The sequence below is a fragment of the Halopseudomonas sp. genome (assembly GCF_036960865.1).
In the GTDB taxonomy this organism is placed as follows: domain Bacteria; phylum Pseudomonadota; class Gammaproteobacteria; order Pseudomonadales; family Pseudomonadaceae; genus Halopseudomonas.
Genome location: NZ_JBALWE010000012.1, coordinates 143697 through 159605, shown reverse-complemented (window position 1 = coordinate 159605; position 15909 = coordinate 143697). Strand labels below are relative to the sequence as shown.

The window sequence follows — 15909 nt, the reverse complement described above, 5'->3', positions numbered from 1 at the left end:
GTGTGGGGTCTCCCCATGTGAGAGTAGGTCATCGTCAAGCGCTTATACCGAAACCCCCGATCTGGTAACAGGTCGGGGGTTTTACTTTGTGCGCTGCAAAACCAGCGCGCGATGAACTACCCCTGCGCTGACAGTAGGCTAGTGGTCGGCTCTCCTTACGGTTAACTCGGACAATAAACGCTGTGGGGGCTGCTGTTTGCCGCTGCGAGTGTAGTGGGCCACTCACAGTGGCCCTGGGTCGTCAGCTAGCCTCGTGCCTTTCTGAGTGTTGGGCACTTGCTATCCAGAGCATCCTATCCGTCCAGAAGGTTTTAAAGCTTAGGTTTCAACAGTTTTGCGTTCAGGTCGCTTGAGGATTTCGGATATGTTGGTCTGATGCGATGTTTTCGGCCCACCTAAAGCCTTGCTCAGGAGTAGTGAGTTTCAGCACTTGTTTCCTGTTGGCCCGACGCTAAAAAGCGGTATGTGTCGGACACGTATTTGCCGCAGTTACACGCGAGCAATAAAAAGAGCGCCCTTGAGCGCTCTTTTTGTACTCCATAACGGCATCAGGCCTCGGCGCGGCCCCACTCTATGTCCTGCAAGTGCCGCCACATGATCTTGCCGGTGGGAGACTTGGGGATGCTGTCAGCGAATTCAACGATCTGCGGACATTTGTAGGCGGCCATATTGTCCTGGCACCAGTTGATGATGTCTTGTTCGGTGGTGCCGTTCTGCCCTGCGCTCAGCACGACCACGGCTTTGACTGTCTCGCCGCGGCGTTCGTGAGGTACTGAAATGATGCAGACTTCCTGAATGGCTGGATGGGCGTACATCAGTGATTCAACCTCCGCAGGCCACACCTTGAAACCGGACGCATTGATCATTCGCTTGACGCGGTCCACGAGGAAGAAGTAACCCTCTTCGTCGTAGTAGCCGAGATCGCCGGAGCGGAAAAAGCGTTCGCCGTCGACCTCAACAAAGGCTTCTTCGGTCGCATCAGGGCGATTCCAATAGCCTTGGAAGATCTGCTCACCGCGCATAATGATCTCCCCGGTTACGCCTGGTTCCACCTCTTTCAGGGTCTCCACGTCGATAACTCGCGAATCAACCCCAATAAATGGGATGCCCAGACATTGTGCCTTGCAGGCGTGCGGAGGATTGACGTGGGTAGCGGCGATAGTTTCGGAGAGTCCGTAACCTTCCATATAGATCAACCCGGTCTTCTGCTGCAGCTTGGCTGCCACAGCAGCCGGCATGGCTGCTCCGCCACCGCCGATGCCGGTCAGTGAACTGATATCGTATTGGTCGATATCGGGGTCGGAGAGCATGTCGACCACCATGGTGGAAATGTTGCGCCAGGTGTTGATCTTCAAGCTTTGGATCAGCGTAGCGGCGACCTTGCGGTCCCAGCGGGTCATGACCACCAGCGTGCCGCCAGCGTACAGGGTTGAGTTCATGCACGACTGCATGCCGGTCACATGGAACATCGGGACAGACACCAGGTGGATACAGCTGTGTTGGGTGTTGACCCAGGCGGCGCCATAGACGGTTGTGGCCATTACGCTGTGATGCGTGTGTACGCAGCCCTTGGGGTTGCCCGTGGTGCCGGAACTGTAGGGGATGACGCACAGATCCTTTGGGCCGGCGGTCAAAGGGCCTGGTTGTATGTTGGCTTGCAGTGCGCCCTGCCAAGAGCTCAGGCCGGCTTGATCGAGTGGTTTTGCCGGCGCGGCAACGGCGTCGGGTAGTGTCAGATCGGTAGGTTCAACTACGTACTCGCTGTACGCAGTGACGATCACTTCCTTAAGTACGCCATTGCCCACGTGCGGCGCGACAAATTCGCTGAGTTCCTGTGCGCACAGGGCAACCGGCGCCTGGGTGTCTTCAATCAGGTAGGCCAGCTCGGCCGTTCGGTTCATCGGGTTAACCGGCACAACCACCGCGTTGGCGCGAAGAATCGCAAAGTAACCGATGATGTACTGTGGGCTATTCTGCATATAGAGCAGCACCCTATCACCCGCTTGCACGCCGGCTTGCTGCAGATAACCGGCAAGGCGTTCGGCTTGGCTTTGCAGCTCGCTGTAGCTGATATCGCTGCCGTAGTAATGAATGGCGGGGTGGTCTGGGTAGCGCAGCGCGGAGACGGTGATGTTGTGGAACAGGTTGGTGGCGGGGAGTTCAAGCTGCTTGGGTACTTGATCGGGCCACACGGGGAAGTGACGGTCAAACATACATCCAGTCTCCTGCTTGTTATGCAAATCAGACGAACCGTTCTCTGCGCGGCTTCAGCAGGACGGCACTGTTATTAGAGCGAGGCGACAGAATAAGTCTCACGAAGAGACTAAGGAAGGATACTTTTGTTGTGCTGTTGTTACGCCATAAACGGCGGTGAGTGCGGGAGGCCGAGTTGTCACAGGGTTGAGCGTTGATAAGGTATAGTAACCAGCTGATCCTAGCGCCCACGCGCTGATAGCCAGTCGTCGCCAATAGCGTTTTTTGCAAGAGGAGCCTACAGATGAGTCAGGACCGGGTGTTTATCTTTGATACAACGCTGCGTGACGGCGAGCAGAGTCCAGGTGCGTCCATGACCAAGGACGAAAAGCTGCGTATCGCTCGGGCGCTGGAAAAGCTGAAGGTGGACGTAATCGAAGCCGGCTTTGCGATCGCCAGCCCCGGCGATTTCGACGCGGTCAAGGCGATTGCCGACAGCATCCAGGACAGTATCGTTTGCAGTCTTTCACGTGCTGTGGATGTCGACATTGATCGCGCGGCTGAAGCGCTTGCCGGCGCAAACGCTGGCCGCATTCATACCTTTATCGCGACCAGCCCGATTCATATGGAGCACAAACTGCGCCTGCCGCCGGAGCAGGTGGTGGAGCAGGCTGTGCGGGCGGTAAAGCGCGCGCGCAATCTGTGTGCCGATGTCGAGTTCTCCTGTGAAGATGCCGGGCGCTCGGAAATCGACTTCCTTTGTCGCATCATTGAAGCGGCGATCGATGCCGGTGCACGCACCATCAATATTCCTGATACCGTTGGCTACGCCATACCCCACCAGTTTGCCGATACGATCGGCCAGATAATCAGTAGGGTACCCAACGCGGACAAAGCCGTGTTCTCCGTGCATTGCCATAATGACCTGGGATTGGCCGTGGCCAACTCGCTTGCCGCGGTGACGGCCGGCGCGCGTCAGGTAGAGTGCACCATCAATGGACTCGGTGAGCGCGCGGGCAACGCTGCGCTGGAAGAGATCGTCATGGCGATCAAGACCCGTCAGGACCTGCTGGGTGTATATACGGGCATAGTCACCGAGAACATACTACCGGCATCAAGGCTGGTCTCGGGTATTACCGGCTTTCCGGTGCAGCCAAACAAGGCCATTGTTGGCGCCAATGCGTTTGCGCATGAATCGGGTATTCATCAGGACGGCGTACTCAAACATCGCGAGACCTACGAAATCATGAGTGCGCAGTCGGTCGGCTGGCACACCAACAAGCTGTCCTTGGGTAAGCTGTCGGGCCGTAATGCTTTTCGCTCACGCCTTGAAGAACTTGGCATGGAGTTGAGCGGTGAAGCGCTGAACGCCGCCTTTGCCCGTTTCAAGCAATTGGCTGATCGCAAGCACGAGATATTCGATGAGGACCTGCAGGCACTGGTAACCGATACGCTCACCGAGGTGGTCGAGCATATTCGGCTGATACACCTTGAAGTGGCCTCCTGCATGGGTGAGGTGCCGCATGCAACGGTGCAGTTGAGCATCGACGGTGTAGAGCAGGAGGCGCGTGCAGAAGGCTCCGGTCCAGTGGACGCGACCTTCAAGGCAATTGAGCAAATCATGAATTCCAATGCCAGCTTGCAGCTTTACTCGGTCAACGCGATCACCCAGGGTACCGACTCGCAGGGCGAGGTCACGGTACGACTGGAGAAAAGCGGGCGTATCGTCAACGGCAACGGCGCCGATACCGATATTGTCGTGGCGTCTGCCAAGGCCTATATCAATGCCCTCAATCTCATGCGTGAAGGGGCCTATCGCGCGCATCCACAGGCGGCAGACGTTTGATGCAGGAGCAAGCAAGGCTGGCCTACCTAGAGGCCATGGGTGTTACCAACTGGGTGCCGCGACAGGCGCTGTCAGGTGTGCCATCGCGACAGCCCTACAGTCTTCCCGTTGTGGCAGAGCAGACCGCCGCCCCTGTTGAAGCGACGCCGAGGACGGTGCCGGCGGCGCATTCGGCGTTACCTGATATTGCCCCACCCGCGCCCGCTGTGGCTCGGGCAGCGGCTGTTGTGCAGCAATTACGTGCCGGCAAGATGCCCGATGTCCCTGCGCCGGTTGCGCAGCCGCAAGCCGCAGAGGTGGTGACGCCAAACGGCCCTGCGATCGAACCGTTCTATTTGCAGCTCTGGCTTTCTGGCCCCTGCGCGCTGCTCACTGAAGCGCCAGAGCCGGGCATGGAAAGCGCCACACCCGCGTTTCTTTTATTGCAGGACATACTATGTGCAGCAGGGCTGCCGTCGCGGCCTCGGTTACTGGTCGATTTCCGCTGGCCGCTGAGCCGCAACCCGCAGCTGGATCGTAGCGCCGCTGCAGCACATCGCGGCTTGCTCGCTTTTATGCAGGGGCGTCTGGAAGAGCATGAGTGTGTATCTCTGGGCTGTTTTGGTCCGGCCACCGGGCTCCTCGTCGAAAGCGACCTCAGTGCGGTAGGTCAACTGTCCGGCCGTGAGGTCGCGCTGGATAATCTGCCGGCGGCGTGGTTTGCGCCTGATCTTGAGGTGCTGCTGCGGTCTCCAGCGCGCAAGGCGGCGCTTTGGGCACAGCTTCGCCGAGTCAAGTCACGTTGGCAGGGGCAGGTATGACGGGGCTATCGTTTCGTGCGATGCAGGAGTCTGACTTGGATGCGGTGTTGGCAGTCGAGTTCGCGGCCTTCAGTCACCCTTGGACCCGCGGCATTTTCCTCGATTGCATCAAGTCCGGTCATGAGTGCTGGCTGGTATTCAGCGGGCTGCAGCAGGTTGGCCACGGCGTAGTGTCTGCCGCCGCCGGAGAGTCGCACCTGCTCAATATCACCATAAAGCCGGAAAGCCAGGGCAACGGTTATGGTCTCGCCCTGCTTGAACACCTGATGGGCCGTGCCAGAGCACGCGATGCTGAAGTTACCTTTCTGGAAGTGCGCGAGTCCAACCGCAGTGCAGCCTCGCTGTACGAGCGCTTCGGGTTCAACGAGATCGGCCGGCGCCGCAACTATTATCCCGCTGTCGGTGGTCGCGAAGACGCGTTAGTGATGGCTTACTCACTGATCGAGTAATCGAGCACGCCTGACGGCGCGGCGGATTTTCAGGCCGGCAGACGGATTTTCTCTACGCAAGGTGTTGCAGTATGTTGAACAGGTTTGGAGTTTTGGTTTGAGGTTGTCGGCGCGAGGCTGGGCGATCACGGGTCTCATCGTCTGTACCTTGGCTTGGGCTGGCAACGCGCTGGTGGCGCGTGCAACAGCGGGCCAGCTTCCGCCCATCGGCCTGTCGTTCTGGCGTTGGTGTACTGCATTGTTGTTGCTGCTGCCCTTTACCTCACGCAGCCTGTGGCAACGGCGGGCGCTGCTAAGTCAGCACTGGAAGCAGATCGCTGCCTTGGCTGCGTTAAGTATTTCTTCCTATAACACGCTGTTGTATATGGCAGCGCAAACCACTACGGCGATCAACATTACGCTGGTCAATACCGGCTTGCCGGTGGCGGCCTTTATCTGGTCGATTATTTTGCTGCGCCAGTGGCCCACGCCGCAGACGCTGGGCGGGACGCTGTTGTCGTTCAGCGGCCTGATGGTGATTCTCAGTACTGGCAACCTGGACCGGCTCGCTCAGCTGTCGTTCAACCCTGGTGACTTGATCATGTTGTTGGCAGTGCTCACGTGGGGCCTGTACTCGGTTCTTTTGCGGCGATGGATGGTACCCGTGCCCGGGCTCACCCTGCTCGCTGCGATGCTGTTGTTCGGCGTGCCATTGCTGCTGCCATTTTATCTCTGGGAATACAGCCATACCGGCGCCATGCCGATGACGCTGGTTACGCTCGGCGCCGTCAGTTACACCGCGGTAATGGCCTCGCTGGTGGCCTACCTGGCCTGGAATAACGGTGTACGGGTGCTGGGCCCTGCAACTGCTTCTCTGTTCAGTTACCTGATGCCAGTATTTGCCGCCTTGCTCAGCGTGCTGCTATTGGGCGAGCAGCTGCACTGGTATCACCTGCTCGGCGGGGCTTTGACTTTCAGCGGGCTGGTACTCGCCACCCGGCCTGCGCGTGAGCGGACATGAGAAAGCTCTGCGTCATACCGGGCGACGGCATCGGTACGGAGGTGACGCCTGTTGCGGTGCGCGCATTGCGGAGGTTGTTGCCCGACCTTCAGGTTGTGGAAGCGTCAGCAGGCTGGGGCTATTTTGAACAGCAAGGCAATGCGGTGCCTGAGCGTACGCTCGAGCTCATGCGCGAGTGCGGCGCGGGTCTATTTGGTGCGGTACAGTCGCCCGCGCGCGCGGTGCCGGGGTATCGCAGCGCCATTCTCACCCTGCGGCAACAGCTTGGGCTCTCGGTCAACTTGCGGCCGGTACGCAGTTGGCCGGGCATCTCACCCAGACCCGGTATCGATCTCATGCTGTTGCGTGAGAACAGCGAATGTCTGTACATCGGTCAAGAGCATATGGCGTCGGCCGACAAGGCCGTCGCTCAGCGGCAAATCACACGGCAAGCCTGTGCAATATTGGCGCAGCGCGCAGCCCAAGTAGTTCGGCAGCGCGGAGCAAGACGTATAACGCTGGTGCACAAGGCCAATGTGTTGCCGCTGACCTGCGGCCTGTTTCGTGATACCTGCCGCGCGGTGTTAGCGACGGAAGGTCTGGATGGCTTGGTCGATGAGCGGCTGGTTGATGTGGCGGCGCTACAGTTGGTCGAGCAACCGCAGCGGTTTGATGTACTAGTCACCACCAATTTGTTCGGCGATATCCTGTCTGATCTTGCTAGTTATTGGTCGGGCGGTCTGGCTACCGCGCCTTCACTTAATTGGGGTGACGGCATTGCACTGGCGGAACCGGTTCACGGCAGTGCTCCGGACATCGCCGGTAGCGGCCGAGCCAATCCAATCGCAGCGCTGCTCAGCGCCGCATTGTTATTGCGCTACCATTGGGCGTTGCCGGAGGCTGCGACATGTCTGGAAAATGCAGTGGAAGGCTTTCTTAACGACACACAGGGCTCAGATCTGGGTACTCAAACGACAGAGCGAGTGGCAGAGGGTGTGTTGGCACGTCTTGAGCTGTCGCAGAAATGAAAAGGCAGGAATAAAAAAAGGCCTAGCCGAAGCTAAGCCTTTGAAATCGTTGGTGGCTACACCTGGACTTGAACCAGGGACCCCAGCATTATGAATGCTGTGCTCTAACCAGCTGAGCTATGTAGCCATCCGAGGCTGCGCATTATTCATTTCCGCGCTTGGCTTGTCAAGCCTGCCTGCGTATTTTTTAACTGTCATTTCAACCGGTTAACTTTTTTGCTGCAGCCGGGCGGCATCGTGCCGGTCCGCGGGGCTTACTGGCTGCCCAGGTGCAGCGATGTAGCTACCCTGGCGTCTGCTGTCGGGTCGGTGCTGCTGACATCGATGAGGTAGATGCGCTGCGGGTCTATGCCAGCGCTGTCGACCAAGTAGGACTTGATTTCAGCAGCCCGGCTTTGCGCGAGTCTACGTAACAGCAGTTCGCTCCGGCTCCACAGGGTTAACACGGCCTGTTCCATTCTTGCGGCGCGCTCTTCACGGTCGAGCTCCGCCCAGCCTGCAGGTGGTTGCTGTTTCAGGCGTGCGCGGTAGATGCCTTCGAGCAGGGCGGGTTTGTCGTCCTCATCTATGTCCAGCAGATCGGGTGAAGCGGGAACCTCCTCGCCCATCGCCTGCAAGGATTTGAATTGTATTTCCTGGTATTCGCTTTTCAGGCGTTCGGCTGCGAGCGTTGGGCCGTCGGCCTCGGCTGAGCTCATGCCTTCGATTTCCAGTGTCAGCACCGGGCGTTCCTTCAGGGCGCTGGCCAGTGTGTTCAGATTGCTTTGCGCGGCCGAATCCAGGCTGTTGCTGCCGGCAGCGAAGGCGACTTCGCTGAGGTCCTGATCGCTGCCACCCACCAGCCCTGCGATGAACTTGAAGGGGGCTTGTACCGCGCGCACCACCAGGTTGCGCAGGGTTTGCCAGACTATCGGCATGACGCTGAACTGAGGGTCCTCCAGGTTGCCGGAGACGGGTAGCTCGATGTCGATATTGCCTTTGATGTCCTTTAGCAGGGCTACGGCCAGGCGTATGGGCAGGTCTACAGCGTCAGGGCTATCAACTTTTTCACCCAGCTGCAGGCCCTCCAGCAACACCTTGTTCTCGGCGTTCAATTGGCCCTGTTCGATTTGGTAATGCAGGTCGAGGTTGAGGCGCCCCTTGCGGATGCGGTAACCGGCAAACTTGCCGGAGTAGGGGGTCAGTGTGGTGAGTTCGACGTTGCGGAAGCGGGTAGCGATATCGAGGCTGTTGAGCGGGTCGAAGGGGGTGAGTTTGCCCTTGATGCTGACCGGGGCGTAGCGGTCGACCTTGCCGGTCACGTCGACGCTGGCAGATCGAGTGCTTTGGTTGTCCAGTGTGCCGATACTGCCATTGAGTTGTCCGATAGCGGTGGCGAAGTTGGGCCGCAGACTGAAGTCGGCGAAATTGGCGGAGCCGTCGCGCAAACTGATGCCGCCAATGCGAATGCCCATGGGGGCGCCAGCGCCTGCACTGCTGCTTGGCTTGCCAGGTTGCTCGACCATAAGGCCGCTGAAGTTGGTGCTGAGGTCTTCATTGATGATGAAGCGGGCATAGGGCTGTTGCAGGTCGACCTGTTCAATGCTCAGGTTGTTGCCGACGTACTTGATGCCGCTGAGCTGCAGCTGTTGCCATTTGACCAGATCGCGCTTGCGTTGTGCATCGACCACATGCAGCTGACTGACTTGGGCGTCGCCGCTGACGGCCAGCTGTAAAGGGCTAATGTTGCTCAGGATCAGGTTGAGGTCACTGTGAGCCTGGCCGCTGCGTAACTGGATGCGCACCAGTGGCTCGACATACGGGCGAGCCAGGCGCAGATCGATGTTGCTGGTGGTTACCTGCAGGTTGGCGCTGAGCGGCTGAAGGCCGACTTGGCCGTTGGCGGCGAGTTGTCCGCCATTGTTCAGGCCGGTGTCCAGGCTGAGTGTGAAGGGTGTTTCACCGAAGCTGTCAAAATCGCTGATGCTGAGATTCAGAGGCCCCAGTTCTAGCGCGACATCCGGTTCCGGGACTTGGTCGCTCAGGTGCAGCTGGTAATCTTGCAGCTCTACCTGTTTGATAACCAGCCGCCAGGGCTCGGCCGCTGGGCTGGCGTCGGCTGTTGCTGGTTCGCCGTCGCTGCCTTGTGGAGCGGCTGGCTCACTGGGCAGCTCTTGCGGTTTCTCCCTAGCTCGGGTTTGCCGCGTAGGTTGCGACTGGTTATCTGGCGTGCCCTGGTGCTCTGGGCTTTCAGATACAGCGTTTTTCCGCTCCAGCAGGGCAAGCAGGTCTATCTGGCCGTCGGCTTCGCGCGCTGCCCACAGTTCCAGCTGCTTGCTCTTTACAAGGCTAATGTTGGCTCGTTGCTGCACCAGATCCAGTGAAGCATCGCGGACCTCCAGCGAGGGGAGGCGAAGGCGCGGCTGGTCCCGGGCGTCAATGCCGAAGTCCGACAGGGTTAGCTGCGCCTTGCTCAGTTGCAGGTCGGTGCGTTCGGACAGGTCGAGCTGGTAGTCTGTGCTGGCGTTGAGCAGCCCATCGGTCAAGGCCAGGGCGAACTGGTCACTCACATAAGGCCAGAAGGTCTCAAGGCGCACATCCTGAATCCGCAATGAGCCCCTAGAAGTGAGAGGGACCAGCGTGGCCTCTCCCTGCCAGTCCAGCCTGGCACCGAAGGGGCCGCTGGCAACAAGAGTCATGCGTGCGCGGTCGTCGGGCAAGGTGCTGAGGTTTCTGAGCTCCAGCGATAATGCATCGTAGCCGAATTCGACGGGTTCGCTGGGGCGTCTGTCCATGAAATGGAGGCTGTTTTTGATCAGCTCCAGACGGTCCAGGCGCACCGGGAACACAGCTTGATCTGCCGGTTCGGTTTCCGCTTGACGCGGTGGTAGGGTGAAGAGCTGGGTAAGGTTAAGGGTGCCGTTTTCCGCGAAGTTTATTTCACCATGCGCCCGCTCCACTTCCACATCCTTCAGGTGCAGCGCGCCACTCCAGAGGCTGTCGAGTTCGGCGTTGACGTAAAGACGGTGAAAGGCCAATTGTTTGGCTCCGGGGTCGCCGATGTGCAGGTCCCAAAGGGTGGCTTCCATACTGAAGGGATTGAATTCGACGCGACTCAGGTGCGCGAGCACATTGGCATACTTGTCCAGTTGCTGATTGATCACATGCAGTGCTACGCCGGGCAGAATCAGAAAGCCAATGATGGTATAGGCAAAGCTGATGACCAGGCAGGTGACCAGGACGGTTTTCTTGCGTATGCGCATGGATCGGTCGCTACCTAATTCCGGAAGGTAAAGGGAATTATGGCACGCGAATAGGGATTCTGCGGCCTCAGTGAGCGGCGCCGGCCAGGGTGTTCTATCGGGGGAGTTGCGACGACGCGAATAGTCGGGCAAACAGAGGGGTGCTTGCCTGTCTGATCTTATAACGAAAAAGCCCCGTCACCATGGGTGACGGGGCTTGGGTAGCGCTGAGTTATTAGACGTTGAAGCGGAAGTGCACCACGTCGCCATCCTTGACGATGTACTCCTTGCCTTCCAGGCGCCATTTGCCGGCTTCCTTGGCACCGCTTTCACCGTTGTACTTGATGAAGTCGTCATAAGCGGTGACTTCGGCACGGATAAAGCCTTTCTCGAAGTCGGTATGGATTACCCCCGCAGCCTGCGGCGCGGTGGCGCCAATCTTCACGGTCCAGGCGCGAACTTCCTTTACCCCGGCGGTGAAGTAGGTCTGCAGTCCGAGCAGCTCATAACCGGCGCGAATCACCCGGTTCAGACCGGGCTCGTCCATGCCCATGGTTTCCAGGAACATCTGCTTTTCTTCGTCGTCATCCAGTTCGGCGATCTCGGCCTCGATCTTGTTACAGACCGGTACGACGACCGCGCCTTCTTCGGCGGCGATGGCGTTGACCACATCCAGCAGCGGGTTGTTTTCAAAGCCTTCTTCCGACACGTTGGCGATGTACATCACCGGTTTGACGGTCAGCAGGTGGAATTGGCGCACAGTGGCGCGTTCTTCCGGGCTGAAGGTCTTCAGCAGAGTGCGCGCAGGTTTGCCTTCACTGAAATGCGGGATCAGCTTTTCCAGCAGCGCCTTTTGTGCGATGGCTTCCTTATCGCCACCCTTGGCGTTGCGGCTGACGCGGTAAAGCTGTTTCTCGCAGCTGTCGAGGTCGGCAAAGATCAATTCCAGATCGATGATCTCGATGTCACGCTTGGGGTCTACGCTATTGGCGACGTGGATCACATTGTCGTCTTCAAAGCAGCGCACAACGTGGGCAATCGCGTCGGTTTCGCGGATGTTGGCGAGAAACTTGTTGCCCAGGCCTTCACCCTTGGAGGCACCTTCCACCAGGCCGGCGATGTCGACGAACTCCATGGTGGTCGGTAGTACTTTCTGCGGCTTGACGATGTCGGCGAGGGCATCCAGGCGTGGATCAGGCATGGGTACGATGCCGCTATTGGGCTCGATGGTGCAGAAAGGGAAGTTCTCTGCTGCGATGCCGGATTTGGTCAGCGCATTGAACAGGGTGGATTTGCCAACGTTGGGCAGTCCGACAATACCGCAATTGAAACCCATAGTGATGTCCTCTGCCGTGTGTGGCGGCGCTAATTGATTCAGGCTTTGAAACTGTGCAGGCGTTGCATGACGGCAGACCACTGGCCTTGGCTGATGCCAGGCAGCTCGCGGATGGCTTCGTCAATGCAGGCGTCCAGGGCTTCCTGTTCGGCTTTTGGCGCGCGGCCCAGTACAAAGCCGGTCACCTGCGAGCTGTGGCCGGGATGGCCGATGCCCAGGCGCAGGCGATGAAAGGTATTCTGATTGCCCAGTTGGGCAATGATGTCGCGTAGGCCGTTGTGACCACCGTGTCCGCCGCCCTTTTTGCACTTGACCACGCCAGGGGGCAGGTCGAGCTCATCGTGGGCTACCAGGATTTCTTCCGGCGCAATGCGATAGAAGCTGGCCAGCGCGGCAACAGCCTGTCCGCTGCGGTTCATGTAGGTGGTGGGGATCAACAGGCGAATATCCTGACCATTGAGGGTCAGGCGGCCAGTAAGGCCAAAAAACTTGCTTTCCGCGCGCAGGCTGACGTTGTGCTTGTCGGCCAGACGCTCAATAAAAAGGGCGCCAGCGTTGTGGCGGGTCAGGTCATATTCCGGGCCAGGATTCCCCAGCCCTACGATTAACTTGATTCCCTGCGTCACAACGGGCGCCCCTCTCGAGTCAGGCGGGAGATTACTCCGCAGACTCCTCACCTTCGTCAGCCGCCGGAGCGTCTTCGGATTCAACGGCTACGCGAGCAGCGTGTACGTTGGCAACCGGCAGATCGTGGTCAGCGCCCTGAGCCAGCGTAGGCACGGTAACGCCCTTCGGTAGCTTCAGGTTGGACAGGTGAACGATGTCGCCCAGGTCAACACCGGCCATGTCCACTTCGATGAACTCAGGCAGGTCTTTCGGCAGGCAGGTTACTTCAACGTCGGTCATGGTGTGAGAGATCACGCCACCGCTCTTCTTGACGCCGACACAGGTGTCTTCGTTGATGAAGTGCAGGGGTACGTGAACGGTCACTTCGTGACCTGCAACCACGCGCAGGAAGTCGGCATGCATGATGCGCGGCTTGGCGGGGTGACGCTGCAGTGCTTTCAGCAGCACGTCTTCTTTCTTGCCGTCGACAGACAGCTTGATGACGTGTGAGTAGAAAGCTTCGTTTTCCAGGGCCTTGTTCAGTTCGCGCGCAGCGATGGAAATGCTCTGCGGCTCTTTGTTGCCACCGTAAACGATAGCAGGCACCAGACCGTCGTTACGACGCAGGCGGCGGCTCGCACCTTTCCCCAGGTCGTCACGGGTATTCGCATTCAGAGAGAAGTCGACCATGTGTAGTCTCCTTGCAAAAACATCCGGGCACTTGCGACCAGCGCGTCGGATGATTGATGAAAACCCGGCGGTTGATGGCCGGGTCGTTGAATCAGCGTGCTGCCCTTAACGGAACATCGCGCTGATGGATTCTTCGTTGCTGATGCGGCGCATGGCCTCAGCCACAACGGGTGCCATATCGAGCTGGCGAATACGGTCACAGGCAGCGGCGGCGGGGGAGAGCGGAATAGTGTTGGTCACTACCAGCTGGTCCAGCACGGAATTGCTGATGTTCTCGATGGCCTTGCCAGACAGGATCGGGTGCGTGCAATAGGCAAACACTTGCGCCGCGCCGTGATCTTTCAGTGCTTTGGCTGCATGGCACAGGGTGCCGGCGGTATCGACCATATCGTCGACCAGTACGCAGTTGCGACCTTCGATGTCACCGATGATGTGCATGACTTCGGACTGATTCGCCTTGGGGCGACGCTTGTCGATGATCGCCAGGTCAACCCCCAGGCTCTTGGCCACGGCACGGGCGCGGACCACGCCACCGATATCGGGGGAGACAATCATCAGATTGTCGAAACGCTGATCCTGGATGTCGTCGATGAGAACCGGTGAGCCGTAGATGTTGTCGACCGGAATATCAAAGAAGCCCTGAATCTGGTCGGCATGCAAGTCGACAGTCAGCAGGCGGTCAACGCCCACGGTGTCGAGCATGTCGGCCACTACCTTGGCGCTGATGGCAACGCGGGCAGAACGCGGACGACGATCCTGGCGGGCATAACCGAAATAAGGCACAACGGCGGTGATGCGAGAGGCGGAGGAGCGACGCAGGGCGTCGGCCATCACGACCAGTTCCATCAGGTTGTCGTTGGTCGGTGCGCAGGTGGGCTGCAGGATGAAGACGTCCTTGCCGCGCACATTCTCATTCAGTTCGACATTGACTTCGCCGTCACTGAAGCGGCCAACCGTGGCATCGCCGAGGGGAATGTGCAATTGACGCACGACGCGTCGTGCCAGATCGGGGTTGGCGTTCCCCGTGAATACCATCATCTTGGACACGCAGCATTACCTTTTTTGGGTAGTGGTCTTTGCGATTGTGGATTCACGTCTGGAGTGCCGAAAGCATCAACCAGTCAGACGCGGATCACGCTGTCTTGATTGCTGCCGGAGAGAAAATGGCAGGGGCGGCTGGATTCGAACCAACGCATGGCAGGATCAAAACCTGCTGCCTTACCGCTTGGCTACGCCCCTGTAACTGTCCGGATGCACGGCTGCATCCTTGTGCTCACTTGTTGATCAATTGATGTAACGGTGAAACGTTACAGCCCTTGGCAACAAAGCTTCGCAGTGTGGCTGGCAACCGGGCGCGAACTTTATCAGCTTCGCGTTCATTTGGGAAGGCCCCAAATAAGCAACTGCCAGTCCCGGTCATCTTAGCCTCACAATAATTGTTTAGCAAGATCAACGTGTTACGAATTTCAGAGTAACGCGCTGCAACAACCGGCAAGCAGTCATTCCGACCACCGTGCTCACGGAAGGCCGCTAATGTAATGGGCGGGGTGTCGCGCGTCAACCTCTGATCTGAAAAAATCTCTGCGGTACTGACTGAGCAGTTGGGGATGACGACCATGTACCAGGGCTCGGCCAGCTCAACAGGGGTCAGTTGCTCCCCCACGCCTTCGGCCCACGCGGCGTGGCCGCGTACAAATACCGGGACGTCGGCGCCTAGTTTGATGCCGATGGCTGCCAGCTGGTCTTCGCTCAGGCCTGCCCCCCATAGGTGATTGAGGCCCACCAGTGTGGTTGCCGCATCGGAACTGCCGCCGCCCAGACCGCCGCCCATGGGCAGCCGTTTATCGAGACGAATATCAGCGCCCAGGCTCGATCCGGCGGCCTGCTGCAGCAGGTGAGCGGCGCGCACGATGAGGTTGTCCTCGGTGGCAACTCCGGTCAGCGTGTCGTGCAGACGGATCTTTCCGTCGGTGCGCGCAGTGAAATGCAGGGTGTCGCCATGATCGACAAACTGAAACAGTGTCTGCAAATTGTGATAACCATCCGGTCGGCGACCGGTGATGTGCAGAAACAGATTGAGTTTTGCCGGTGCCGGCAAGCTAAGTTCGGCGCTATCTACTGTGGTGTTCATTCGCTGCGGTTCATTCGGGTAGTCGCGGTTTCCAGTCGGTGACCACCAAGGTCAACAGCAGGTCATGACCGGAAATTTGCAGGCGCTGTGGCAACTCCACTTCGCCGATCTGTTGGTAGCGGCTGTACTCGACGGTCCAGCCACTCTGGCTCAGGCGTGCGAGGCGGCTGTGCGTGTCCAGTTGCAGGCGGCTGGCAGTGTTGGGCGCAGGCAGTCCGCGTACCCACCAGAGTAAATGCTCGACGGGCAGGCGCCAGCCAATTTGCTGCTCCAACAGGGCTTCAGCCGATTCGGCGCTGATGGGTTGGCGTCCGGCCACTTCCAGTGTGGTCTGTTGGTCATCGCCCTGGATGCGGGTTGCTCCGCGACCGAGTGGCCCGGACAGGCGAATATCGTAGTAGTCGTTGCGCTGCAGCCAGAACAGGGTTCCGCTGCCGGACTCGCCCGGTGCGCGTACACCCAGCTTGCCCTGCAACTCCCAACTGGTGATGGGCTCGACCTGCTGGCGGTGCGTCTTCCAAGCCTGAGGATCGCCGCCCAGCTCCAGGGTTTCACGTTGATGCAGACTGCTGCAGGCGCCTAGAGTGAGGGTCAGCAGCAGGATGGGCAGTGTGCGTAACAAGGACATGG

The 15909-nt window shown here is 58.9% G+C and carries 13 protein-coding genes and 2 tRNA genes; 5 read left to right on the top strand and 10 right to left on the bottom strand.

Annotation, left to right across the window (positions count from 1 at the left end):
- Positions 1 to 548: 548 nt before the first annotated feature.
- Positions 549 to 2213 carry a long-chain-fatty-acid--CoA ligase gene (locus tag V7747_RS16960; RefSeq protein WP_335617194.1) on the bottom strand — a complete coding sequence of 555 codons (1665 nt, stop codon included), beginning with the start codon at positions 2211 to 2213 and terminating at the stop codon, positions 549 to 551.
- 284 nt (positions 2214 to 2497) lie between these two features.
- Here V7747_RS16960 and V7747_RS16955 point away from each other — a divergent pair, with 284 nt between their 5' ends.
- From V7747_RS16955 to V7747_RS16935, 5 genes are all read left to right on the top strand, one after another.
- Positions 2498 to 4039, top strand: coding sequence for a 2-isopropylmalate synthase (locus V7747_RS16955; protein WP_335617193.1), 1542 nt, complete (start codon positions 2498 to 2500; stop codon positions 4037 to 4039).
- The gene (locus V7747_RS16950; protein ID WP_335617192.1) at positions 4039 to 4839 is read left to right on the top strand and encodes a hypothetical protein; all 801 of its coding nucleotides are present in this window, start codon (positions 4039 to 4041) and stop codon (positions 4837 to 4839) included. The genes V7747_RS16955 and V7747_RS16950 overlap by 1 nt, the downstream gene beginning before the upstream one ends.
- Positions 4836 to 5288, top strand: coding sequence for a ribosomal protein S18-alanine N-acetyltransferase (gene rimI, locus V7747_RS16945; protein ID WP_335617191.1), 453 nt, complete (start codon positions 4836 to 4838; stop codon positions 5286 to 5288). Before V7747_RS16950 ends, rimI begins: the two co-directional genes overlap by 4 nt.
- 97 nt (positions 5289 to 5385) lie before the next feature.
- Complete coding sequence (locus V7747_RS16940; protein WP_335617190.1) at positions 5386 to 6288, top strand: DMT family transporter; 903 nt, start codon at positions 5386 to 5388, stop codon at positions 6286 to 6288.
- Complete coding sequence (locus tag V7747_RS16935) at positions 6285 to 7295, top strand: isocitrate/isopropylmalate family dehydrogenase (RefSeq protein WP_335617189.1); 1011 nt, start codon at positions 6285 to 6287, stop codon at positions 7293 to 7295. Before V7747_RS16940 ends, V7747_RS16935 begins: the two co-directional genes overlap by 4 nt.
- A gap of 50 nt (positions 7296 to 7345) precedes the next feature.
- Here V7747_RS16935 and V7747_RS16930 read toward each other — a convergent pair.
- The 9 genes from V7747_RS16930 to lolB form a co-directional block, all read right to left on the bottom strand.
- A tRNA-Met gene (locus tag V7747_RS16930) sits at positions 7346 to 7422 on the bottom strand.
- Between the two features lie 127 nt (positions 7423 to 7549).
- Positions 7550 to 10537 carry a DUF748 domain-containing protein gene (locus tag V7747_RS16925; RefSeq protein ID WP_335617188.1) on the bottom strand — a complete coding sequence of 996 codons (2988 nt, stop codon included), beginning with the start codon at positions 10535 to 10537 and terminating at the stop codon, positions 7550 to 7552.
- A 214-nt stretch (positions 10538 to 10751) separates the two neighbouring features.
- A complete protein-coding gene (ychF, locus tag V7747_RS16920) occupies positions 10752 to 11852 on the bottom strand; it encodes a redox-regulated ATPase YchF (RefSeq protein ID WP_335617187.1) in 1101 nt (366 codons plus the stop codon).
- A gap of 38 nt (positions 11853 to 11890) precedes the next feature.
- Positions 11891 to 12478: an aminoacyl-tRNA hydrolase gene (gene pth / locus V7747_RS16915; protein WP_335617186.1), complete on the bottom strand. Its 588-nt coding sequence runs from the start codon at positions 12476 to 12478 to the stop codon at positions 11891 to 11893.
- Between the two features lie 31 nt (positions 12479 to 12509).
- Complete coding sequence (locus tag V7747_RS16910; RefSeq protein WP_335617185.1) at positions 12510 to 13148, bottom strand: 50S ribosomal protein L25/general stress protein Ctc; 639 nt, start codon at positions 13146 to 13148, stop codon at positions 12510 to 12512.
- A gap of 105 nt (positions 13149 to 13253) precedes the next feature.
- On the bottom strand, positions 13254 to 14195 hold the full coding sequence (locus V7747_RS16905; protein WP_092287775.1) for a ribose-phosphate pyrophosphokinase: 942 nt from the start codon (positions 14193 to 14195) through the stop codon (positions 13254 to 13256).
- A gap of 117 nt (positions 14196 to 14312) precedes the next feature.
- A tRNA-Gln gene (locus tag V7747_RS16900) sits at positions 14313 to 14387 on the bottom strand.
- 34 nt (positions 14388 to 14421) lie between these two features.
- Positions 14422 to 15279, bottom strand: a complete 858-nt coding sequence (gene ispE / locus V7747_RS16895; RefSeq protein ID WP_335617184.1) for a 4-(cytidine 5'-diphospho)-2-C-methyl-D-erythritol kinase — start codon at positions 15277 to 15279, stop codon at positions 14422 to 14424.
- Positions 15280 to 15289: 10 nt separating this feature from the next.
- A complete protein-coding gene (gene lolB, locus V7747_RS16890) occupies positions 15290 to 15907 on the bottom strand; it encodes a lipoprotein insertase outer membrane protein LolB (protein WP_335617183.1) in 618 nt (205 codons plus the stop codon).
- Between the last annotated feature and the right edge of the window lie 2 nt (positions 15908 to 15909).

Bases quoted from the DNA above. Each gene is read 5' to 3' on its own strand.
- V7747_RS16960 (WP_335617194.1), bottom strand. From the start codon at position 2,213: ATGTTTGACCGTCACTTCCCCGTGTGGCCCGATCAAGTACCCAAGCAG.
- V7747_RS16955 (WP_335617193.1), top strand. From the start codon at position 2,498: ATGAGTCAGGACCGGGTGTTTATCTTTGATACAACGCTGCGTGACGGC.
- V7747_RS16950 (WP_335617192.1), top strand. From the start codon at position 4,039: ATGCAGGAGCAAGCAAGGCTGGCCTACCTAGAGGCCATGGGTGTTACC.
- rimI (WP_335617191.1), top strand. From the start codon at position 4,836: ATGACGGGGCTATCGTTTCGTGCGATGCAGGAGTCTGACTTGGATGCG.
- V7747_RS16935 (WP_335617189.1), top strand. From the start codon at position 6,285: ATGAGAAAGCTCTGCGTCATACCGGGCGACGGCATCGGTACGGAGGTG.
- V7747_RS16925 (WP_335617188.1), bottom strand. From the start codon at position 10,537: ATGCGCATACGCAAGAAAACCGTCCTGGTCACCTGCCTGGTCATCAGC.
- ychF (WP_335617187.1), bottom strand. From the start codon at position 11,852: ATGGGTTTCAATTGCGGTATTGTCGGACTGCCCAACGTTGGCAAATCC.
- V7747_RS16910 (WP_335617185.1), bottom strand. From the start codon at position 13,148: ATGGTCGACTTCTCTCTGAATGCGAATACCCGTGACGACCTGGGGAAA.
- ispE (WP_335617184.1), bottom strand. From the start codon at position 15,279: ATGAACACCACAGTAGATAGCGCCGAACTTAGCTTGCCGGCACCGGCA.
- lolB (WP_335617183.1), bottom strand. From the start codon at position 15,907: ATGTCCTTGTTACGCACACTGCCCATCCTGCTGCTGACCCTCACTCTA.